Source organism: Candidatus Zixiibacteriota bacterium, assembly GCA_029860345.1.
Classification (GTDB): Bacteria; Zixibacteria; MSB-5A5; order GN15; family FEB-12; genus JAJRTA01.
Genome location: JAOUBJ010000003.1, coordinates 104,941 through 126,415, shown reverse-complemented (window position 1 = coordinate 126,415; position 21,475 = coordinate 104,941). Strand labels below are relative to the sequence as shown.

Genomic DNA, 21,475 nt, shown 5'->3' with positions numbered 1-21,475 from the left:
TAGGAAGTGCGCGAAGAACACGGCTTGACCGTGTTACCAGGGAGGGTCGGTGAACGTGGTGAGATACTCAAGCCATGCCTCGATGCCGGCTTTGTCGACGAACGTTTTCACCTTGCGGAAACCCTCGCCGTAAACAGGGTGGTCATCGTTCACGAATCGTTCCAGAAGGAGTTGTCCCTTCTCAGATGAGTCCCGACGCAGGATCAGGTAGGCGGCATAGTTGCAACTTCCCTCGCGCAACAAGTCCTCCGGATCGGGCCGTCCCTCGTTGAACATCCAGACATGCATCAGTTCGTGCGCTACGATGACGCGGAAATGGTAAGCCGGCAGGCCGACCAGGATACATATCTGAAAATCCGAATGCGACCAGCTACCGCCTTCTATAGTCTGCTTCTCAAATATCGTTATACCCATCTGGTCGTGCGTGAAGTGATCGGACAGCAGACCCAGTTCGTCAAGCGTTACCAGTTGCAGCGTGACTTCGGGCTTTATATCGATTCCCTCGCCACGGAGACGCCTGGTAACACCTTTCATAATAGACTCAGCTTCATCCAGGTCGGTGACAGCCGTCTCCGTACAGGAGGCGCACATTGTACGTCCGTCGGCGTATCTGAGATGCTCAATGCCGGGAGCATCTTTCAGAAACCGTGCGCATGACTGACAGCGCAGAATTCTCTCGAAGTCATCGGAACATACCTTGTTCCCAAACGGGTCGTAATAGAGTGAATCCGTCAGCGCATTCTTACAGACCATACACCTTTCGACGACATGATCGTAAAAGCAGGTGGTGTGGTATAAGGCGGTGTCGTCTCCAACGTAGCTGGTTAGAACCGGCTTGGAGCAATAGCCGCACCGGAAGATAACATGGTCGGCGAAGCAGGTGCTGTCGTAGTTGCCTCCTTCGTGTTCGTAAAAACGCTTTTTCCCTATCGGCTTCGAACAATGATCGCACAGAAAGTGATTGCCGTGATAGGTCTTACCGTCGACTTCGACCCAGCTACCTTTAGTGATAGGCTGTTTGCATTTGTCACAGACACGTCTGGCGGCAAACAACGAGGCAGACACGACCAAACAAATCAGACCAACGGTTACTATGGATAGTTTACGCATTCAGTTTCTACCTGCCACGCAGCCGGTGCGTGGCGCTATTTCATGTCCTCGGGTTTCAGACGTTCGATGAAGCTGGTATTCACCCAATACATGTTGCCCGGTCCATCGGGGATAGGACTACTGTTGAGCGCGGAGCGACGGTTGCTGTTGAAAAACAAGTATTCTCCGTCGGCCGTGACATACGGGGAATCATCCTTGGCGCTGGAATTGATGGCAGTACCCAGGTTTCTGGGTTTGGTCCAGGAACCGTCATGGTTGCGATAACTGATAAACAGGTCAGACAAACCGCTCCCACCCTGGAACGATGAGAAGATCAGATAGCTCTCGTCGGGCGCTACAAAGGGACAGAATTCTGGGGCGGGGCTATTGATCACTTGTCCGAGATTCACTGGTTCGCTGTAGCTACCGTCAACCAACTCTGATGTGAACAGATCGTGGTTTGGTTTTCCATCGGAGGTGGTCCGGGCGCTTAGGTACATCGTGCCGCTCTCAGCCACCGAGCCGCAGGCCAGACCGGCCAGTGAGTTTATGCGGGCGTTTTGGTACTCTGGTTTTTTCCACTGTGACCCGGTGCGCTCGACACACCACAGATGTCCTTGATCGTTCCTGAGCGGTGCTCCGCCTTCGGTTAGGGGACGCATGGTGTTATAGAAAATACGATCACCGCTGGGCACAAGAAACGGGTACAACTCACCAGCCTGGTGGGCAAACGGCGCCAGTTTGGGTTCGGTCCATTGTCCATCGACTTGTTTCATGTACCAGATGGCCGCCGGGAACATCCGACCGAACCACAACTCGGTTCCGTCGGCGGTAAACATAGCCGCACTGTGTTCTTTGCCGGTCGAGACGACCCCGGGTGAGAACAGCCTGGGCTTGTCCCCCGGCGGCTCTTCACCCAGGTAAGGACCGGTGAGAACAACTGGCTCTTCAGCGAACGCACCAACTACCAGTACCGACAACAGGACGACCGACATGATAAATACATTCAATTTCATTCTGCGTCTTTTCCTTGTTTTTTGGCTGCTACCCGCGCATCACGAAACTGGGCGCGAACCTTGCCGGAGACAACGGCCATAACAATGGATTGCACGGCGCCGATCTCGTCATCTGAGATACCTTGTTCTTTGGCCACGCCAAAGTAATGTTGCATTCAGGGACCGCATCCTGAAGCCATGGCTGCGGCCAGATGGATCATGAGGGTGGTTTCCGGCGGCAGGATATCGTTGTTGCGAGCCGCACTGTAGAAAGCGCCATAAGTCTGTTTCTGTTCTTTGGGTAGCATTGATTCCTCCATTGGTTCCAACTGTTGCGGCTGAAGCCACGGCGGGTCTTTGCGCCGCTATGGTTTTGACATGCCGTGGCATTGCAGCAATGCCCTTATGTTGAGAAAGGCGCGGAGTGCGAAAATGTGATTTATCACCCTCCGAAGAATCGTTCCGTTGCGTCGGCCGCACGAAGCGAGTAAGACCCATTAATGGGCTTGCCTGCGCCTACCTGGTGTGCAGCAGCTCCTCGTCGGGAATGCTGTCGACCTGCATACCTTTCATGGCATCACCGAGACCGCGTGAGGCATCGGCCACGATCGCTGCATCTTTGTAATGTGTGGCAGCGGCAACGATAGCCTTGGCTCTTGCTTCGGGATTGTCCGACTTGAAAATCCCTGAGCCAACAAACACCGCCTCGGCGCCGAGGTACATACAGAGTGACGCATCGGCCGGTGTAGCGATGCCGCCGGCGGCGAAATTCGGTACCGGCAGGACACCGGTTTTGGCCACCATGCGAACCAGGTCGATTGACACCCGGTGTTCCTTGGCCACACCGTATAGCTCTTCATCGGGCATGACGGTGAGCGTTTTCATGGCCGATCCGATCTCGCGCAGATGTTTGACCGCCTCGGAAACGTCACCGGTACCGGCCTCACCCTTGGTGCGAATCATGGCGGCGCCTTCTGAGATTCGTCTGAGGGCTTCACCCAAATTGCGGCAACCGCACACGAACGGCACCTTGAATGGCCATTTGTCGACATGATGTTTGTAATCGGCCGGGGTTAACACCTCGGACTCATCTATGAAGTCCACTTCCAGAGCTTCAAGTACATGAGCCTCGGCAAAATGTCCGATCCGGCATTTGGCCATAACCGGAATGGACACTTCTTTTTTGATTGAGTCGATAACGTCGGGGTCGGCCATGCGGGCCACGCCGCCATCAGCGCGAATATCGGAGGGGACTCGCTCTAGGGCCATTACGGCCACTGCGCCGGACTGTTCGGCTATCGATGCCTGCTGGGCGTTGGTGACATCCATTATCACGCCGCCTTTGAGCATTTCGGCCAGGCCGATTTTCACACGATGCTGTTTATCACTGAAATCTACCATTCTCATTCTCCTGACAACAGGTTGGTTCTATTCTTAGACACCGCTGTCGACTGGAAGTTCGTATCTTCACCGAATGTCGCGCGGTGCTCGTGTCGAACCGGCGTGGCATTCCGGCCGGTTCTCTGGTTGAATATAACATGCGCCTCGGCGAAGGCACAAGTCCCAAAAAATAAGACGGGTCACTGACAAAGGCGACCCGTCCTCACGTCTTCGATCTATCAGGCGCGTTGGCCGAATGATCTACTTGCGGCCCTTGCGATACTTGCCAAAGTGCTGCTTGCCCAATGCTCTCTTGAAAGTACCTTCCTGCGTCTCCCAGAAACCTTTCAAGTCACAGGTGTTGAACTGCTCACAGCGACAGCCATCCGGTTCGGTACAGAGATTGAGATGAATGGGACCGTCAATGGCTTCGATGACGTTCAAAAAGCTGACTTCCTTGGGCTCACGAGCCATCGCATATCCACCCTTGACGCCCTGATAGGAAACCAGGATACCGCCGCGTGTGAGGTCCTTGAGGATTTTGGCCAGGAATTCGCGAGGTATCTGTTCTCCTTCTGCGATGGAGTTGATAGATCCAAGCTGGCCTCTGCCCAGAGTTGAAATATGCCGAATGGCTCTGATGGCGTAGTCTGATTTGCGTGATAACCGCATGCGATGTTCCTTCTCTTTTTAGTTCAAGCTGTCGTTTTCTACAGACTTCCATGGCGGGAATACTATCCCTACCTTTCCATGTTCGAGGCATTATATCTAAAAAGATGCATTATGTCCATAACAAAATTGCCCCATTTGGCCTTTTTTGCACCTAAAGTGGACTTTTGCACGTTTTATGACAAAAGGGGGGTCGTTAACGGGCCGGTGTCAGTCCGTCAGAATTCCAGCAAGCTGCGCCAGTCAAGGGTTTTCGGGCCATATAAGGCTGTTGAACGCCGACCGACAAAGCCATTTCACTTTCAACCACCAGACGGGGAACAAAGCCGGGCCAAAGATGTTGACGACAGCATGAAATCGAAGCTGTTTTTCAAAACCGAGAACAGGACAATTGAAGCCGAAGCGGGCACGACCATTTTGGATGCCGCCTTGGATGCTGATATCGATATCAACTATGATTGTGGCGGCAATGGCGCTTGCAGTACCTGCCATGTTGTGGTCGAACAAGGGTTGGAGACGCTCAACGGCAAGACCGAAGATGAGCTTGATCTGCTTGAGGAGGCTGAGGGCGTCACCGAATCCTCGCGGCTTGCTTGCCAATGCCAGATCGGCGGCGATTTGGTTTTGGTAATTCCGCCGGAAGCATAGCGCTCCTGCTCGATTTTGTCAGCGGTGGACATCCATTGTCTGTCTGGTGAGGGTGGGTTACATCCGCCCCAAACAAGGTTCATTCGTCAGCCGCGCGGAGCGCGAAAATGTGATTTATCACCTTCGACTCCGCTCAGGATGAGGTGGTTGTCTGTGCCTGAATCCGAAGACTCCGTCACAGAAGGTTCATTCGTCAGCCGCGCGGAGCGCGAAAATGTGATTTATCACCTTCGACTGCGCTCCGGACGACACGGTCAAGCCATGTTTCTTCCCCTTCGGGCCGGGGGTTTCGATCTACAAGACTGGCGGGTTCACGCCGCGGCGCGCAGGCGAAGACGGACCCGCCCTACCAAAGTTCAGACAAGGGTGGCGGGAACTCTGACACTTCGGCGGGTTGTGCGTGGTATACGTCGACGTGGGCCAGGTGGAAACGTGGTAGCCCACCCAGAGGCTTTGCGTCGGGTGGGTTTCTACCAAGCGTCTCCACAGCTTATCACAAGTCCCTCGAAACCGGGTCGGGATAAAACGGTCCCGGTAGTCTGCCGATAACCTAATGAGACCAAAGATGATGGGACCCAGACTGTATGCTCGCAAAAATACGTTCGACAGCCGGTTACTCGCTATTGGAGTTGGTGATTGTCATTGTCATTGTGGCCATAATCGCTACGGTGGCCATGAAGTCGCAGACGGCGACCAACGACATTGTCCGGGTCGAAGAAACCAAAGGGGAGCTTGAGCAGTTGGCTTGGGCCATTACCGGCAACCAGTCGCTGGTTTCCGGTGGCTCTCGAATCGATTTCGGTTATGTCGGCGATGTCGGCGCACTGCCGAGCAATCTGGATGACCTGATCAGCAATCCAGGCGGATTGGCCACCTGGGATGGTCCTTACGTGCAGGATGACTTCTACGCTGCCGTTGGTGGTCCGTCGTCTGAGTTCAAGACCGACGCCTGGGGCAGAGCCTACCAGTTTTCGGGCGGGGCCACCATTGTATCCACCGGTGGCGGGACGACTATCACACAACGGTTGGCCAATTCCCTTGACGATCTACTGTACAACCGGCTAACGGTAACCGTGGTTGATCTCGACAACGACCCGCCGGGAAGCGTTTACCGAGATTCGGTGCGGTTGATCCTGATTCATCCCGACGGCGCCGGTGGTTTTGCCACTCGCAACTCATCTCCCGATGCCAACGGGTTGGCACTGTTCGACTCAATCCCCATCGGACAACAGACACTTCGGACTGTCTATCTGCCGTCCAATGATACGCTCACGCGGCTGGTCACTTTCACGCCCGGCGGCGACAGCTTCATGCAAACTCAGTTGTTCGGTGATTTGTGGTGAGATTGATGCTACCCAGACTTCATAACAACCACGGCTTCGGGCTGATCGAGCTGACCATCGTGATTATCATAATCGGCGTGCTGGCGGCCGTGGCTATGCAGTCGGCCACGGTGATGGTGCAGGATGCCAGGCGGGTGGCAACCGAGCGCGAGATGGAGATGCTGGCTCGGGCCATCGTGGGGGATCCATCGATCAAAAGCAACGGGCAGCGGGCGGAGTTTGGGTATGTGGGCGATGTCGGGAGTTTCCCGGCCAGTCTGCAAGCCCTTTACGAAAACCCGGGTGGATACAGCACCTGGGATGGTCCCTACCTGCCACCCGGAATCAGCGAGGACGCGGTCGGATTCAAGACGGACGAGTGGGGGACACTGTATGCATACACCGGTGGTGTGGCCATTCAATCATCCGGAAGTGGATCGACACTGACCCACAAGATCGCCGACCAGGTTGCTGACCATACACTCAACAGTCTGGATGGCACAATCCTTGACGCCGATGACTCGTTGCCGGGTGTTATCTACATGGACTCTGTCGATATCACCGTGACGATACCGAACGGAGTCGGCGGCTCGGCAACCAAGAGCTACACACCGGACGCGGTCGGTGCCTTCACCCTGGACTCACTGCCCGTGGGCACGCATCCGGTGCGACTGATATACACACCGAATGTCGATACCCTATTGCGATATGTCACTATTCTTCCCCGGCACAAAAGTCCGGTTAGTTACAAATTTGCCTCAGCCTACTTCGCGGGCGGAGGTTGCGCAGGTTCCGGCAGCATGGCTTTGCGGCCGGTGGCAGCAGGCAGTGCCGCAGAACTCCAGACCAGCGGTTGCGGGTCGAACTATCAGTGTGTCGATGAAGTGGTCAGCGACTCAAATGTCACCTACGTAGAGTCAAACAGCCTGACTTATCTGAGAGACATTTACGCCATCACTGATCCGAGTGACACTTCGTGCAGTATCAGTTCGATAACCGTCTACATGCGGGCGCGCAGATTTGTCAAAGACGCCCATGCACAGATTGTCATGCGCACCAATGGGACCGATTACAACGGCGCTGAAGAAACCCTGACTGACGATTTCCTGGATCACAGTCAACTATGGGTCGCCAATCCGTTCACCGGAGTCGCCTGGACCTGGACCGAACTGATTGACCTGGAGATCGGCGCTCAATTGAAAACCAGTAAGGCTACCCATCCCGCTCGATGCACACAGATGTGGGTGGAAGTGGCGTACAGTAATTGATTTTGGTGAGGTCTGTTATGCAGGCGCGGTTGCCACACAGAATTTTCAATCGTTCCGGTTTCACTCTGATCGAAGTGATCATTGTGGTCGTAATTGGCGCCATTCTGGCTAGTGTCGCACTGCGTTCGGCTATCACTCTGTCCGACACGGCAAAAGTCGAGGAGACCAAACAGGAGTTGCAGGCGCTGGCTTTTTCGATGGTCGGCAACCCGGCCCTGGCTAACAACAGTGTGCGTTCCGATTTTGGATATGTCGGGGACGTTGGCGCCTTGCCCCCGGATTTGGATGCCCTCAAGAGCAACCCCGGCGGTTACTCAACCTGGAACGGTCCCTACATCGTCGATGAGTTTACGCAGAAAGTCGACGACTATAAGACAGACGCCTGGGGGGTCAACTACGACTATGCTGGGGTTAATATAACTTCCAGCGGCTCCGGCTCCGACATTGTCCGCACGCTTGGCAAAAGTGTAAACGATTTTACCTTCAATCAGGTTCGTGGTGTTGTCTCCGACCGCGATGGTACGCCACCCGGTCCGACCTATATGGATTCTGTCGAGGTGACCTTGACCATTCCCAACGGTACCGGCGGAATGGTTGGCAAGGTGTCAACCGTCGATGTCGGTGGGTACTTTTCATTCGACTCCGTTCCGGTAGGCAACCACGACATTCAGATAGTCTACATGCCCAACGATGACAGCCTGACCCGGTTCGTTTCGGTTTTACCGGCGTCGTCGCCCTACGGCGAGTATGGTTTACCCTCGGATGTTTGGGCGGTCTCAGGCGCCGGTGGCAGCGGTCTGGAAAGTATGGCCGGACGCGACAGTGTGTACACCACGCCGCAGTGCAACAATTTTTCGTTCTGGGTAATCAATAACAGCGGCAGTCTGGTCTCGGTTAACAGTATCACTTTGACCTATGCAACACCGACCGCTTATTATCGCTATGTCAGGTGGAACGGCACGACAGTGTTCGACTCCAACAACCCGAAAGCAGGCAGCGGTGAGCTGGCGTCCTTCTCTGTCGGCCAGGCGGTTGCCGATGGGGACAGTGCCCGAGTGCAGATCGAGACGTTCGAGGCTAACCCTGTTGGGGGAGCCAATGTGGACATGTCGAATGTGAGTGTGACGGTGCTTTTATCCGACGGTTCGACTTTCGCCATCAGTTTTGGAGCTTGCCAGTGATCTTGTCCCTTCGCAACAACCGGGGTTTCACGCTGATAGAGCTGGTCATGGTGATAATAATCGTCGGTATACTGGCTACGGTGGCCGTGCGCAAACTGTCGACCTCGGTGGAAACGGCCAGGTACGAGCACACCCTGAAAGAAATGAATGCGCTGGCCGAAGCTATTGCCGGTAACACGAATCTATACAGCGAGAGCAGCCGAACGGATTTTGGGTATGTCGGCGATGTTGGGTCGTTGCCGCCCAACCTGGATGCCTTGGTGACCAACGCGGGTGGATACTCAACCTGGGATGGACCCTATATTAATCGCGGAATCGATCTGAACGAATTCAAGACGGATGGTTGGAACGTGTTATACACCTACTCCGATTCACTCATTCGTTCGACCGGATCGGGATCGAACATCGACAAACTTCTCGCAACGTCTACCGCTGCTCTGCTGAGCAACACGGTTGACGGATACATAGTAGATGCCGACGATGAAATGCCGGGTGCTGTTTACTCCGACTCGTTGGAGATTCATCTGACGTATCCCGATGGCGTCGGCAGTACGACCACGAGTATGATCAATCCCACGATTCAGGGCGGCTTCTCGTTTGTCGGTATACCGGCAGGCAATCAGACCCTTAGGGTCGTATACCTGCCCGACAATGATACAACGACTTTTTCCGTGAGCGTAACGCCGCAAGCCGACGTGAAAATCGCTATCACCTTTCCCGCCGACCTGTGGTAACCCATAAATGGGTCTTATGCGCTTTGCGGTGATAAGTCAAAAAGGTACCCCACCCAGAGGCTTTGCGGCGGGTGGGTTCCCATATCTGCCCAAGTTCATGGTTCGACTCCGCTCACCATGAGGTGATGATTCTCTATCTTGTGTTCCGCGTCTCTACCTCAACCAACGCACCACAACCTAAACTTGAGCAGCTCAACCTCACCCTGAGCGGAGTCGAAGGGTGACACGGTCAAGCCGTGTCTTTTGCGACATCGTCGAAACCTCGCCCTTCGACTGCGCTCAGGACGACACCCTGGGGACAGGGGTTTCGACCTACAAGAGAAGATGGATGCCGGATCAGGTCCGGCATGACGGACGTGGGATGCGTAGCACAAAAAACGGGCTTGTCCGCCGCCCCAAACAAGGTTTGAGACGGCCACCCGCTCGCGTTAAGAGTTGTCAATTGGATGTTTGGTTTCAAGGGCGCGTAGCGCCAAGAAAGCGATTTATCGCTCACCGGTCGATTTGGAGGGCGGCCAGGAAGGCTTCCTGAGGTATCTCCACAGAGCCGAATTGTTTCATCCGCTTCTTGCCTTCCTTCTGTTTTTCCAGAAGCTTGCGTTTGCGGGTGATGTCGCCACCGTAGCATCGGGCCGTGACATTCTTGCGCAAGGGTCGTACCGTGGCGCGGCTGACAATGCGGCTGCCGATAGTGGCCTGGATGACGACTTCGTACATCTGTCGCGGTATCAATGTGCGGAGTTTTTCGTTGAGTTCTTTACCCCAACGGTAAGCTTTGTCGCGATGAATAATCACCGAGAGGGCGTCGACCGGTTCTGCGTTGAGTAGAATGTCCAGCTTGACAACGTCTGAGCGACGATAGTAAGGCTGGTCGTAGTCAAGCGAGGCGTAACCGCGCGTGGACGATTTTAGTTTGTCATAGAAATCAAAAATGATCTCCGACAATGGAAAACGGTAGGACAGGCTGACCCGATCTGAAGTCAGGTATTCAGTGTCCTTGTATTCACCCCGGCGGTCCATCGACAGACGCATAATAGCACCGATGTACTCAGCCGGCGCGATTATCTGGGCGTCGACATAGGGCTCCTCTATGAATTCCGTGTCGCCCGGTGAAGGCAGATCGGCCGGGTTGTCTACATCAACTATGGAACCATCGGACTTGTGCACGTGGTATTCGACATTGGGTACGGTGTTGATTATCGTTTGGCCGTATTCGCGTGACAGTCGTTCGGTAATAATCTCCATGTGCAAAAGTCCGAGAAAGCCGACCCGGAAACCAAAGCCCAGAGCCGTCGAAGACTCCGGTGTGAAAGTGAGCGAGGAGTCATTGAGTTTCAGTTTCTCAAGCGATTCGCGCAGCCGACTGAAATCTTCGGCGATGGCCGGATAGAGCCCGGAGAAGACCATTGGTTTTACATCGATGAAGCCCTCAAGTGCGGTCTTGGCCGGGTGGGCGGCGGTGGTGATGGTGTCTCCTATTCGCGTGTCGGCTACTTCCTTGATCGAAGCGAAGAAGTAACCCACCTCACCGGCTGAGAGTGATTCCTGCGATATGGTAGACAGAATCATGTGGCCGAGTTCGTCCACTTCGTAAGTCTGAGCGGTCGAGAAGAATTTCACGCGCGCACCTTTGTGCAAGGTGCCGTTCATAATCCGCACGAATGGCATGGCTCCCCGGTAGCTGTCGAACACAGAGTCGAAGACCATGGCCTGCAGCGGCGCATCCGGGTCACCTTCGGGCGGTGGTATCTTTTCGACTATGGCCGTCAGAACCTGGTCGACACCAATACCGGTCTTGGCCGAGCATCTGACGATATCGTCAGCGTTACATCCCAACAATTCCACGATTTCTCCGACCACTCGTTCGGTCTCGGCGTTGGGCAGGTCTATTTTGTTGACAACCGGCAGAATCTCCAGGTCGTTCTCCATGGCCAGGTAGAGATTCGACAAGGTCTGAGCTTCAATCCCCTGCGAAGCATCGACAACCAGGATGGCTCCCTCGCAAGCGGCCAGTGAGCGACTGACCTCGTAGGTGAAATCGACATGGCCGGGGGTGTCAATCAGATTGAGCTGGTAATCGAGGCCATCGGAGGCTACATATTTGAGTCGGATCGCGTGGGCCTTGATAGTGATACCCCTCTCCCGTTCCAGGTCCATGGTGTCGAGCACCTGGGCTTTCATCTGACGGTCGGGCAGGGTGTGTGTGTCCTGCAACAGACGGTCGGCCAGGGTAGATTTGCCATGGTCGATATGGGCGATTATCGAGAAGTTTCTGATCTGTTTCTGGTCCATCACTACAGGCACACTTTCATTTTGCAGCCGTTTACTCGGCCCCGGTCGCATCTTTGATAGTTATCGGGCGACGGTTCAAGCTGCTTAGCGGCGGCGAAGATACTGGAATGTAGCTGATTTGTCAAATGAGTGGTGTCGGGGGCACACCAGAACGGCGAAAAGTCTCGGGCCTCCGTCTACCTCCAAACAGCTTGACTAAACCGGCAACAGAAGTAACTTAGCCAGTGGCAGAGCAACCGGGACCGGTTATCGCCGGAGTCCCCAAGGCTCAAAACGCTCCAACGGAGGACCGATTGAAGAACAGGCGAGATCGAAAAGGACCGAAGCCGTCTACCCGATCGCAACCATTCTGGATCGAACACAAGTCCCTGCTTATCATCATTGCCGTGGGTGCGTTGCTTCGTGGTCTCTACGACATTGATCTGGCCGGCAGTATTTTCTGGGGCAATTACCTGCTCGACAGCCAAGCCTATCATACCTGGGCGCTGGATATTCTGAACGGAGTTAAGATGGACAGCCCTTTTTTTCGGGCTCCACTTTACCCGTACACGGTGGCTCAATTGTACCAGTGGTTTGGCGTATCACCGTGGCCGGTTGTCGTTTTCCAGAACATTCTGGGTCTGTTGACAGTCGTTGTGACTTACCGTTTCGCAACGAAGCTTATCGGTCGGCGATTGGCCCTTTGGGCTGCTGCTGTAGTAGCGGTGTATCCGACTTTGATTTTCTACGAAGGGGAGACACTGATGACAACGATGACAGTGTTTCTCTACATGCTGGCAATCTACTGCAGCTATATCGCGGTCAACTCCCCCCGGTTGCGGAACAGTCTCGTTGCCGGTGTTGTCCTGGGCTTGGCAGCAATCACAAGACCGACGATACTTCCCCTTTTGATCATTCTTCCGGTAGCTCTCTTGTTGAAGAGTGGATGGTCCAACCGCAAGATGCTCATGTTGCCGAGCCTTTGGTTTCTACTGGGAATCTCTCTACCGATTCTTCCGGTAACCCTGGCTAATGTGACGAAGGGGGGGGAGTTTGTTCTGATCTCGACCCAGGGTGGAGTGAACTTCTATATCGGCAACAACTCAGAAGCAGACGGAATCACCGTCAAGTCGCCCGGGCCACCACTGCGCATGGGCAAGTACCGTGACAATGTATGGACTGCCTCGGTTGATGAAGCCGAGCGCCGGGCGGGGCGGAAGTTCAGAGAAAGCGAAGTCTCCAGTTTTTGGTTTGGTGAAACGGTGAAGGAAATGACAGAGGAGCCGATGGCGGCAGCGGTTCGGGTGGTCAGGAAATTCTACTATTTCTTCCATGGTCAGGAGATTATCAACAACTACTCATTGTATTACAGCGGTGAGTATTCCTGGTTTATGAGATTGGCTCTATGGAAGTACGCTCTCAATTTCCCCACCGGGCTGATCTTCGGACTGGCTTTCCTGGGGTTCTTTTATGCGCGGCGCGAGAGGCTGGACTTGTTCGTTCCCCTGGCCTATGTCGTCGGGATGGCCTTAGTTGTGACGGCCTTCTTTGTCTGTGCCCGTTTTCGCCAACCAGTCTTGCCACTGGCCGTGGTTTTTGCCGTTTACGGAGGCCGGGGTCTGATAGGATATTTTCATTCGGACCGCCGCTTCTTCTGGGTCGGTCTGACCGTTTTGGCGTTATTGCTGGCAGTATTGAACATCGGAGGAGACATTGATTCGCCCACCAATCGCTCTTTCTTTGCCGGGTTTGTGGGAAACAGTTACCACAACCGGGCGGACTATGATCAAGCGGCCATGTATATGGAGCGGGCGCTTCGGTTGTCGCCGGACAATATGCAGTTGTATGAAAACCTTGGGAAAACGTACATGAAGTCCAATCAGATTGACAAGGCGAAGAGTATCTTAGAGGCTGGGCTTCAGAAGTTTCCGGTATATCCCCAGTACAATTTCAGCCTCGGGCGAATTGCCCAACTGAACAATGACATTGAGGCAGCCAGACAGTACTTCCGAACTACCATACAGTACGCGCCGGATTTCGCACCGGGTTATGATCGCCTGGGGTATATTTTTGACCAGGAGGGGCAACTGGACTCGGCGCTGTACCAATACGAGCAGCTATACAGGCTCAGGCCAAATGACACGCGGTTGCTGGCCAAAATAAACCAACTGAAACAAGCGCTCGGACTCAATAACTGATTGGACGGCCTATCATGGTGGTTGTCTGTGTCTGTCCGGCGGCAGAGCCAGCTATCGCGCAAATCCACAAATAAAGCAAGGCTGCCCCGGATGGAGCAGCCTCTACCGATGATGAGCGTGGGTTCAGCCTAAAGTATCATACTATCGTTACGGCTCGATGACGCATCTCGTGCGACATTCCTTAAAGACGCAGCCACACGGATTGCTTGATCCTGAACAAGTGCCACAGTCATATACGGCGTGCGGAGTAGGTTCTGAACAAAGCGGACTGTCACAATCGTATAACGGTTGCCAGACCTCGGGGAGACAAATGCAAGCTGAGGCATTGCCTGGAAGGAATAGAGTGATTCCCATCCCGAGAATGGCGGCGGTACAGAACAACATACCAACCTTCAGAAAACGTTTCATAACATACCTCCATGGTCTGTTTGAAGTTCAAATGTTACAGTTTAGCGTGGTGGAAAGCCCCTTCAAGTTGTCGGCTGAACTAGCATGACACCGTTGTCAAGCACCCATCATCGGCAATTCCAATTGTCACATATCAAGACCGTCTCCGCGCTCGGTATTCAAACGAAGCTGCCCCGGATGGGGCAGCCTCAGCCAATGACAAGCGTGGGTTCAGCCTATGATGTCAGACTACCCTTAGATCGGGTTGGGACACCTAGTCCGACATTCCCTAAATGTGCAGCTGCACGGAGCGCCCGTTCCTACACAGGTGAAGCAATCAAAGAGGGCGTGCGGGGTCGGGGCTGAACAGAGCGGACTGTCGCACTCGAACATCACTTGGGGGTCGTAAAAGTCACATATACAAGCAACGGCGTTGCTGGGAAGGAACAGAGTGACTCCGATCCCAAGAATGGCGGCGGCACAAAAAACCGTACCGGTCAAAAGAAAACGTTTCATAACGTACCTCCATGGTTTGTTTGAAGTTGTGAAACTGAATGTTGTCACGGAGGAAGGCCTCCGTCGAGTCCCGGCTGAACCCGATAGACAGTGTTGTCTGCGCCCGTCATTGGTGACTCCAATCTTCTATAATTCAGGTTTCACCTGTGCTTCATCTTCAAACAAGGCCACCCCGGACGGAGCAGCCTCGGCCAATGATGAGCGCAGGTTCAAGCTAAAGGGTCAAGCTATTACTAAATCGGAGTCGGGCACTTCAATTGACAGCGGACGAACTGACAGTTGCAGGGAGTCCCGGGGGGGATGCAGTAACCGTCCCATGTTCCGCAGTCATAAAGGCCGACGGGTAATTCCGGCGTGCAACCGGGGTCTTCACAGTCGAACCAGGGCTGCCGGTCATTCTCGTCGCAATGACAGGCTACGGCGGTGGACGGCAGGAACAGTGTAATCCCGAGTCCGAAGAGAGCCGCGGTACAGAACAGAGTTCCGATCAAAAGAAAACGTTTCATACAAAACCTCCATGGTTTGTTTCGATTCGTAGGTCCAATGACAACCACACCCTTACGCCATCAAGGCAGCGGCGTCGGGCATTTTAGTTGGCAACGGATGAAAACGCAGTCGCAGGGAAGACGACCCCAGGGGAACCAGTCAGACCCGCAGTCATAAACACCAACCTGTGTCGGTTCCGAGCAAACCGGATCGTCGCAGTCAAACCAAGTGAACCGGTCATTAGTGTCGCACCAGGTGGCCGAGGCGTCGGTTGGCAAGAACAGTACTATCCCGAATCCCAACAATGCTGCTGTGCCGAACAACGCACCGACCAACAGAAAACGTTTCATACATACCTCCATGGTTTGTTTGAAGTTGCGAATCTAACTGACTTCGTTGAGAAATCCCTCCATCAGGTGTCGGCTTAGTCCGAATGACACTCACGTCAAGCACTCATCACCGGCATATCCCATTGTCAAGCACCAAGGCCAGGCTCACGCTCGGCTTTCAAACCCGGCTGCTCCGTCTGGAGCAGCCTGGATCAATGACGGGCGTGGATTCAGCCTGGTGTGTCAGGCCACCACTACAGCGGTGGGGGCGGGCACTTCAACTGGCAGCGGATGAATTGACAATTGCAAGGACCACCGGGGTCGTTGCCACCGTCCCAGGTTCCGCAGTCATAAACACCCACCGGTGTCGGGGGCGAACATGCCGCGTCGGCGCAGTCGAAGTAGGCCTGTCGTTCGGCTTCTATGCAGATCCCCGCGTATGCGTCGGACGGCAGGAACAGCGTGATCCCGAGTCCGAACAGAGCCGCGGTACAGAACAGAGTTCCGATCAAAAGAAAACGTTTCATACAAAACCTCCATGGTTTGTTTGAAGTTGTGAATCTAACTGACTTCGTTGAGAAATCCCTCCATCAGGTGTCGGCTGAATCCGATTGACACCGCTGTCCGCATTCGTCATTGAAAACTTCGGAAACTTCGATGATCCAAAGTTCCGACTTCACCTGCGCCCGTCATTTTGACCAGGCTGCCCCGGATGGAGCAGCCTTCACCATTGATGAGCGCTGGTTCAGCCTATCTGGTCACGGGTCTACCAGCCCGGCGGGCACCGCAACTGGCAACTGACATGGTAACAATCGCAATAGTGTCCCGGTGGATTGCTGGAACCGCAGTCCAGTTTTTCCACCGGAAAGTTCGGATCGGTACACTCGTCGGAAACGCACTTGAACATCGTTATGCGAGTAGTTTCGTCGCATTCCCAGGCTCCTGCCTCGGACGGCAGGAACAGCGTGATCCCAAGTCCAAGCAGAGCCGCGGTACAGAACAGAGTTCCGATCAAAAGAAAACGTTTCATACATCCCTCCATGGTGTGTCAGAAGTTTTGAGTCTAACTGTCTTTGTTGAGTATCCCTCCCATAGGTGTTCGGCCGAACCCGACGGACGCGATCGTCTATCGCTCATCAGTTGGTTGTTTCGACCTTTTTTGTTTCTCGAACCGCATGGGACCGCTGGCCCGTAATCCATATTGGCCGGGCTGCTCTGCCGAGCAGCCCCGGCCGATTGTGGCCACAGGTTCAAACTTATCGGGTCAGTCTCAAGTCACGGTTTGAGAAAGCAGCCGACGAACGTACATTGGCACGGTTCTCCACAACATGGGGTCACGGTGAAGCAATCGTACTTAGCACAGAGAGGGAAATTACAGGTCCCACTGCTGCAATCCCACACCGTCTGTGGGTAGCTGTGGTTACATTCTGTCGCCTGTGCATCGGGCGGCATGAACAGGGTTACGCCGAACCCCAACAAAGCCGCGGCACAAAAAACAGTTCCGATCAAAAGTAAACGTTTCATAACATACCTCCTTGTCTGTTTGAGATGTTAGATCAGATATTGTCGCGGATGAAATCCTCGGTGATGTATCGGTTGAACCCGGAAGCCACAAATTTCATGCGCCCATCCTTGCCTATGCCGATTAAGGTGGGGAAAGAGTATATGTCGTGCTCGTTTAGTTGATCCATCGAAACCTTCAGCACCGTGAGGTCAGTTTCCTCTTTGAACGGCTCCGGATCGAGGGCCAGCAGGATAACGCGCAGATCGTCATTGGTACCGATGCCCTCCCGCTCAGCAAATCGGATAAATCGGTGGCAAGGTTCGCACCCGGCAGATACTATGGCCACGACACACCGTTGCCCTTTCAAGAGCGGTACGAGGTCGACAGTGTCGCCATCGACACCGGTTGCCTCAAGCAGAGGAAACGGTGATTCGACCTTTAGAAGGCTGTTGTTGTCGAGATCTTCGACAGAATACGTCATCGACGAAAGTTTGTCGGCAACGCCGAGTTTTGTTGCAACCACAATGCCGGTAGCGACGCCACCACCGATAACGACAAAATAGATGACGGCTTTAATCAGATGGGAGCGATAGCCGCTCGGTCCTGTTGAATCACGGCTGGGTGAATGGGACATATCCATGTCTCCTGTCTTCGACTCCGGATGGAGGTTGATGTTGTCTTCTTCTCCGTGTGCATCGGAATTATACAAAAGGTCACTGCCACAGTCTGTCAGCGGCATGCGAGGAAAAGCAAAATAGTTCTCGCCGTGATCCGAACTCACTGTTCCACAAAACGTTGAGCGTATCACATTTGAGTCATCCAGGGCCGGGGTGGGCTGGATCGTGGAGAAAGAACACCAAGTACTATCGTGGGCGTTGTGTGCCAGTCCGCTGCAGGAGATGAAAATACGCCCTGCGAAGCCACGCGCTTGGCGTGGCCTCGGTAAACTCTACCTGCCCATATACTCGGTCAGCTTGTCCTTGAACTCTGATTTGGGAATATCGGTGTTCAACAGGCCGTTGTAGGCTATCGATACCTGGCTGGTTTCCTCTGATACCACCACCACGACGGCGTCGGAAACTTCAGAGACACCTATGGCAGCTTTGTGGCGCATGCCGAACAGTTTGCGATAGCGAAGATTGGTCGTCAACGGGAGCGATGTAGCGGCGGCCGAAATGTGATCACCGGAGACGATGACGGCGCCATCGTGAAGCGGTGTGTATGGTGTGAAGAGTGTTACCAGTAGCTCCGATGACAACTCAGCGTTTAAGTCCTTGCCCGATTCGGCAAAGTTCCTGAGACCGGTGTTGCGTTCCATTACTATCAGGCCGCCATAGTTCAACTCGGCCAGCCTGAGAACGGCCCGAGTGACCTCTTCGATTGTTCGGCGTTGTTGCACCGTGAAGAAACGTCTCAGAAAACGATGTTGTCCCATTTGGGCCAGAACGCCGCGCAGTTCCGGCTGGAAGACAATCACCAGCACGATCAGACCGAACGGCGCCAGGATACTAAACAGCCAGGTCAGTCCCTCCAGTTGAAACCAAAAGGCGACTGAAGCCAGTCCGGCGATCAAAGTCAACCCAATGACGATTTGGGCTGACCGAGTGCCGCGAACCAGTTTCAGTATCTGATAGATGATGAATCCGACGATGAGAATATCGACAACGTCCTTCAACCCAAACGTCAGAAAGTCGAGTTCAAAGAAACTCACGTGGGTCTCCTCACGGTCTGAACGAGCTTTTCCAGGAAACTCACCTGGGTCTCCTCACAGTTTGAACGAGCTTTTCCAGGAAACTCACCTGGGTCTCCTCACAGTTTGAACGAGCTTTTCCAGAAAACTCACTTGGATTCCTTAACTGCCTGCAAAACCTTCAGGGCTTCGACCGTCTCGGCTACGTCATGGGTGCGGACAACAGCGGCCCCCTTCATCACGCCGACTATCGCTGCCGACAGTGAGCCGCCCAGTCTGAGGTCGGCTTCTTTATCAGCGTCATGGAGCATGCCGATAAACGATTTGCGCGATGCGGCCACCATCACAGGCACACCCAGTTGCGAGAATTCCTCAAAGTGATTCAGAATATCGAGATTGTCACTAAGTCGCTTGCCGAATCCAAGGCCGGGATCGATTATGATTTTGGATTTATCAATTCCTTGTTTGATGCAGATTGCGATCCGTCGCCTGAAGAACTCCGATATTTCTCGGACACAGTCTTCGTAGTGCGGATCGGCCTGCATTTCGCGCGGTGTTCCCTGCATGTGCATGATCACGACCACGACTCGACGGTCGGCAACCAATCGCAGCATTCTGGTGTCGAACCTGAGACCGGAAATATCATTGACCATATCGGCCCCGGCATCAAGAGCCGCTTCGGCTACACTCGCTTTGTAAGTATCAATTGAGATCGGAATGGTGGTCAGATCGCGCAGCCTGTTGATGACCGGAATGACGCGCTTGAGTTCTTTTTCTTGCTCGACCGGTTTGGCTCCGGGTCGGGTTGATTCGCCGCCGACGTCGATTATATCAGCGCCCGATTGTTCCATCTGAAGGGCTCGTTCGACGGCTGCCTCGACCGTGGTAAACCGTCCGCCGTCGGAGAAGGAATCGGGGGTAACGTTCAGTATACCCATTACCAGGGGGCGGCTCAGGGTCAACTGCCGTCCGACAGCTAATTGCAGGACTTTCTTTAGTTCCTCTGGTCTGTGAAAGGTCTGTTTCTGCATCCGGATGCCTCAGCGGTATATAACGGCAATTGAGGATCAAAAACAAGGGGGAAAACCAACGATACAAGGGCCGATGTTCAATTGTTGATCGAGTGGTGTTGGGCGACCCCGCCCGCTGATAAAACAATTTCTTGCACTTCGCGCTTTTGTAACCTCACCCTGAGCGGAGTCGAAGGGTGACCATGAACTCACCAGCCCACGACAGCCAGGCGAGTCGCCTGACTGCACCTGCCAACCAGAGAGACAACCGGCGACACGAAGACGGAAGTTCAATTGTTTGACAACCGACCGGGTCTGGGCTACCTTGCCTGAGTAGGTGGATGTGAACATGCGTTCACCCGGTGTACAAAAACGTCGGGTGGCCGCCTTGAACTTTGTTTGGGGCCGAAGGAGGAGCAGACGAGAATGTCTGCCGCCCACAATTCAATGAGAAGGAAAACCACTGCCATGACATTAAAGAGAGCATCTCTTGTCCTGCCCTTGATGGTTCTGACGGCTCTGGTCGGTTTTGGCTGCGAAAGCGCCCCGCCGGGACAGTTTATGGCCGACATTACAATCGGCGATGTTGACAAAATCACGCGCGGCAAGATCTATGTACAGAATTCTCGGTACCGCATGGACCTATCCGAAGGTGGCGCTGCCTGGTTCATGACGGTCGACCAGGAGGCTAATTTGAGTCGGTCGTTTTCTCCCCAACATAAGACGTATGTAGAAATCGCGGCCAACGATCAGCAGAGCATTATGGTAGACCCCATCCAGGGAATGAGGTTCCTGCGCGGAATCGGCACCCTGCGGGACCTGGGCAGCGAGGAGATAGCCGGGTATGAGTGTCAGATCACTGTTGTCAGCATGCAGGGTCAACCGTTGGTGACTGAATACTTGTCGCTGGACCTTAATTTCGTGCTCAAGACGGTCAATCACATTTCGGAAGAGTTGTTTCTTGAGATAGACAATATCGAATTGACCGCTGTTCACGACTCTATGTTTGCAATTCCCGAAGGCTATAACACGAAATCCGAGGCGGGGCAGGGGCCGGTTGAAGTGCCGGGCTGGATTCTGGATGTGAGCAGTGTGGAGCATACTTCGCCGCCCTTTGAGCAGACGGTGGCCGCCGGTGAGCTTTTCAAAGTGGCCGTGGAGCCGGGCTACGGGCTGGACGTGCATGGGCGCAACGTCTCAGACGGCAGCGCCTCGTTCTCGGCCGTGCCGTTCATTCTCGGCCTGCCTATTGCCGATGTCTCGGTGTACAGTTTGAACCTGCCCAATCAGGGAACCGGCGGTGGTTGGACCTTTGAAGAAACACCCCTGGAGGCCGATGAAGTGGTGATCCGTGTCAACGAAGGTACCGTCGCCTTTACTATACAGCAGATCGAACTCGGATTTGGTCAGACCATTGCCGCCGGACGTCAGCACAAGCAGACGGTGGCGCCCAACCAGGAAATCGTGATGCGCCTTGTTAACATTCACGACGGTGAATCGGTGTGCGTGGTCAAGCTGGCCAAGGATGGCGCCTTGCTTGAGGGTGACACGGTGGGTCCTTTGAGTTTCCGCACGGTTTCGCTGAAAACCAAGCATGCCAGCGAACGTCGTACTTACACTGTCGATGCCGACGAGATCATTGTCGAGGTGCAGAAAGGCCAGATGCTGATCAACATCCGGCAGCCGTAGGCACGGTCAAGCCGTGGGTGTCACGGTCAAGCCGCGGGTGTCACGGTCAAGCCGTGTTCTTGTGGTTTCGCCACCTGCCCCACTGTGGGTCGTCATATTGGGAAGTTTC

Annotated in this window: 22 protein-coding genes; 7 read left to right on the top strand and 15 right to left on the bottom strand. The window is 54.2% G+C overall.

Annotation, left to right across the window (positions count from 1 at the left end; genetic code table 11):
* Nucleotides 1-33 precede the first annotated feature (33 nt).
* The 6 genes from OEV49_04200 to OEV49_04175 form a co-directional block, all read right to left on the bottom strand.
* Nucleotides 34-1,110, bottom strand: a complete 1,077-nt coding sequence (locus OEV49_04200) for a protein DA1 (protein MDH3890263.1) — start codon at nucleotides 1,108-1,110, stop codon at nucleotides 34-36.
* Nucleotides 1,111-1,145: 35 nt separating this feature from the next.
* A complete protein-coding gene (locus OEV49_04195) occupies nucleotides 1,146-2,105 on the bottom strand; it encodes a hypothetical protein (GenBank protein ID MDH3890262.1) in 960 nt (319 codons plus the stop codon).
* Nucleotides 2,102-2,260: a hypothetical protein gene (locus OEV49_04190; GenBank protein MDH3890261.1), complete on the bottom strand. Its 159-nt coding sequence runs from the start codon at nucleotides 2,258-2,260 to the stop codon at nucleotides 2,102-2,104. Before OEV49_04190 ends, OEV49_04195 begins: the two co-directional genes overlap by 4 nt.
* Entirely contained in the window at nucleotides 2,261-2,392 is a 132-nt protein-coding gene (locus tag OEV49_04185) for a hypothetical protein (protein MDH3890260.1), read from the bottom strand.
* Nucleotides 2,393-2,600: 208 nt separating this feature from the next.
* On the bottom strand, nucleotides 2,601-3,485 hold the full coding sequence (gene pdxS, locus OEV49_04180) for a pyridoxal 5'-phosphate synthase lyase subunit PdxS (GenBank protein ID MDH3890259.1): 885 nt from the start codon (nucleotides 3,483-3,485) through the stop codon (nucleotides 2,601-2,603).
* 240 nt (nucleotides 3,486-3,725) lie between these two features.
* The gene (locus tag OEV49_04175) at nucleotides 3,726-4,136 is read right to left on the bottom strand and encodes an Rrf2 family transcriptional regulator (GenBank protein MDH3890258.1); all 411 of its coding nucleotides are present in this window, start codon (nucleotides 4,134-4,136) and stop codon (nucleotides 3,726-3,728) included.
* A gap of 348 nt (nucleotides 4,137-4,484) precedes the next feature.
* On the opposite strand from OEV49_04175, the gene OEV49_04170 reads away from it, so the two are divergent.
* From OEV49_04170 to OEV49_04150, 5 genes are all read left to right on the top strand, one after another.
* Nucleotides 4,485-4,781, top strand: a complete 297-nt coding sequence (locus OEV49_04170) for a (2Fe-2S)-binding protein (GenBank protein ID MDH3890257.1) — start codon at nucleotides 4,485-4,487, stop codon at nucleotides 4,779-4,781.
* Nucleotides 4,782-5,365: 584 nt separating this feature from the next.
* Nucleotides 5,366-6,124: a type II secretion system protein GspG gene (locus tag OEV49_04165; GenBank protein MDH3890256.1), complete on the top strand. Its 759-nt coding sequence runs from the start codon at nucleotides 5,366-5,368 to the stop codon at nucleotides 6,122-6,124.
* 5 nt (nucleotides 6,125-6,129) lie between these two features.
* Entirely contained in the window at nucleotides 6,130-7,371 is a 1,242-nt protein-coding gene (locus OEV49_04160) for a prepilin-type N-terminal cleavage/methylation domain-containing protein (protein ID MDH3890255.1), read from the top strand.
* 29 nt (nucleotides 7,372-7,400) lie between these two features.
* On the top strand, nucleotides 7,401-8,552 hold the full coding sequence (locus OEV49_04155; protein MDH3890254.1) for a prepilin-type N-terminal cleavage/methylation domain-containing protein: 1,152 nt from the start codon (nucleotides 7,401-7,403) through the stop codon (nucleotides 8,550-8,552).
* Nucleotides 8,549-9,286 (top strand): type II secretion system GspH family protein, encoded by a 738-nt coding sequence (locus OEV49_04150; GenBank protein MDH3890253.1) that lies wholly within the window; start codon nucleotides 8,549-8,551, stop codon nucleotides 9,284-9,286. Before OEV49_04155 ends, OEV49_04150 begins: the two co-directional genes overlap by 4 nt.
* Before the next feature lie 492 nt (nucleotides 9,287-9,778).
* On the opposite strand, the gene lepA is transcribed toward OEV49_04150, so the two are convergent.
* A complete protein-coding gene (lepA, locus tag OEV49_04145) occupies nucleotides 9,779-11,578 on the bottom strand; it encodes a translation elongation factor 4 (GenBank protein MDH3890252.1) in 1,800 nt (599 codons plus the stop codon).
* Between the two features lie 293 nt (nucleotides 11,579-11,871).
* Here lepA and OEV49_04140 point away from each other — a divergent pair, with 293 nt between their 5' ends.
* On the top strand, nucleotides 11,872-13,755 hold the full coding sequence (locus tag OEV49_04140; GenBank protein ID MDH3890251.1) for a glycosyltransferase family 39 protein: 1,884 nt from the start codon (nucleotides 11,872-11,874) through the stop codon (nucleotides 13,753-13,755).
* A gap of 1,136 nt (nucleotides 13,756-14,891) precedes the next feature.
* On the opposite strand, the gene OEV49_04135 is transcribed toward OEV49_04140, so the two are convergent.
* From OEV49_04135 to folP, 8 genes are all read right to left on the bottom strand, one after another.
* Entirely contained in the window at nucleotides 14,892-15,164 is a 273-nt protein-coding gene (locus OEV49_04135) for a hypothetical protein (protein MDH3890250.1), read from the bottom strand.
* A gap of 60 nt (nucleotides 15,165-15,224) precedes the next feature.
* Nucleotides 15,225-15,494 (bottom strand): hypothetical protein, encoded by a 270-nt coding sequence (locus OEV49_04130; protein MDH3890249.1) that lies wholly within the window; start codon nucleotides 15,492-15,494, stop codon nucleotides 15,225-15,227.
* 233 nt (nucleotides 15,495-15,727) lie between these two features.
* Nucleotides 15,728-16,000 carry a hypothetical protein gene (locus tag OEV49_04125; GenBank protein MDH3890248.1) on the bottom strand — a complete coding sequence of 91 codons (273 nt, stop codon included), beginning with the start codon at nucleotides 15,998-16,000 and terminating at the stop codon, nucleotides 15,728-15,730.
* A 239-nt stretch (nucleotides 16,001-16,239) separates the two neighbouring features.
* Entirely contained in the window at nucleotides 16,240-16,503 is a 264-nt protein-coding gene (locus OEV49_04120; GenBank protein ID MDH3890247.1) for a hypothetical protein, read from the bottom strand.
* A 245-nt stretch (nucleotides 16,504-16,748) separates the two neighbouring features.
* Nucleotides 16,749-16,997, bottom strand: coding sequence for a hypothetical protein (locus OEV49_04115; GenBank protein MDH3890246.1), 249 nt, complete (start codon nucleotides 16,995-16,997; stop codon nucleotides 16,749-16,751).
* A gap of 32 nt (nucleotides 16,998-17,029) precedes the next feature.
* Nucleotides 17,030-17,785 carry a hypothetical protein gene (locus OEV49_04110; GenBank protein ID MDH3890245.1) on the bottom strand — a complete coding sequence of 252 codons (756 nt, stop codon included), beginning with the start codon at nucleotides 17,783-17,785 and terminating at the stop codon, nucleotides 17,030-17,032.
* Nucleotides 17,786-17,926: 141 nt separating this feature from the next.
* Nucleotides 17,927-18,688, bottom strand: a complete 762-nt coding sequence (gene cdaA, locus OEV49_04105) for a diadenylate cyclase CdaA (protein MDH3890244.1) — start codon at nucleotides 18,686-18,688, stop codon at nucleotides 17,927-17,929.
* Nucleotides 18,689-18,816: 128 nt separating this feature from the next.
* Nucleotides 18,817-19,698, bottom strand: coding sequence for a dihydropteroate synthase (folP, locus tag OEV49_04100; protein MDH3890243.1), 882 nt, complete (start codon nucleotides 19,696-19,698; stop codon nucleotides 18,817-18,819).
* A 447-nt stretch (nucleotides 19,699-20,145) separates the two neighbouring features.
* On the opposite strand from folP, the gene OEV49_04095 reads away from it, so the two are divergent.
* On the top strand, nucleotides 20,146-21,366 hold the full coding sequence (locus OEV49_04095; GenBank protein MDH3890242.1) for a hypothetical protein: 1,221 nt from the start codon (nucleotides 20,146-20,148) through the stop codon (nucleotides 21,364-21,366).
* Nucleotides 21,367-21,475 lie beyond the last annotated feature (109 nt).